The sequence below is a fragment of the Streptomyces hygroscopicus subsp. hygroscopicus genome, assembly GCF_030269125.1.
Classification (GTDB): domain Bacteria; phylum Actinomycetota; class Actinomycetes; order Streptomycetales; family Streptomycetaceae; genus Streptomyces; species Streptomyces hygroscopicus_C.
This window is the reverse complement of the sequence record NZ_BSSM01000066.1, coordinates 1-455: the sequence shown is the minus strand read 5'-3', so window position 1 is coordinate 455 and position 455 is coordinate 1. Positions and strand designations below refer to the sequence as shown.

Below are 455 nucleotides of genomic sequence, written 5' to 3'. Positions count from 1 at the left end.
CGGCCAACCACGACTTCATGGTCCGCACCCGCCAGGCCAAGATCGACGGCATCGAGGTCCCGGACCTGGAGGTGGACGACCCGCACGGCGCGACGACCCTCGTCCTCGGCTGGGGTTCCACCTACGGCCCGATCACCGCGGCCGTGCGGCGCGTACGGGCCGGCGGGGGCCGGATCGCCCAGGCCCACCTGCGCCACCTCAACCCCTTCCCGCGCAACCTCGGCAGCGTGCTCGCCCGCTATCCCACCGTGCTCGTGCCGGAGATGAACCTCGGCCAGCTCACCCAGATGCTCCGTGCCCGCTGGCTGGTGAACGCCCGCGCGCTGACCCAGGTCAACGGCATGCCGTTCAAGGCGGAACAGCTCGCCGCGGCGCTGAAGGAGGCCATCGATGACTGACACCGGCAACGGACTGCTCCAGCTGGTCCCCAAGGCCGAGGCCAAGCAGTCGATGAA

Annotated in this window: 1 pseudogene; it reads left to right on the top strand. The window is 70.5% G+C overall.

Features of this window, described 5'->3' with window-relative positions:
* Positions 1 to 398, top strand: a pseudogene (locus QSK45_RS38115) (2-oxoacid:acceptor oxidoreductase subunit alpha); the annotation flags it as partial.
* Positions 399 to 455 lie beyond the last annotated feature (57 nt).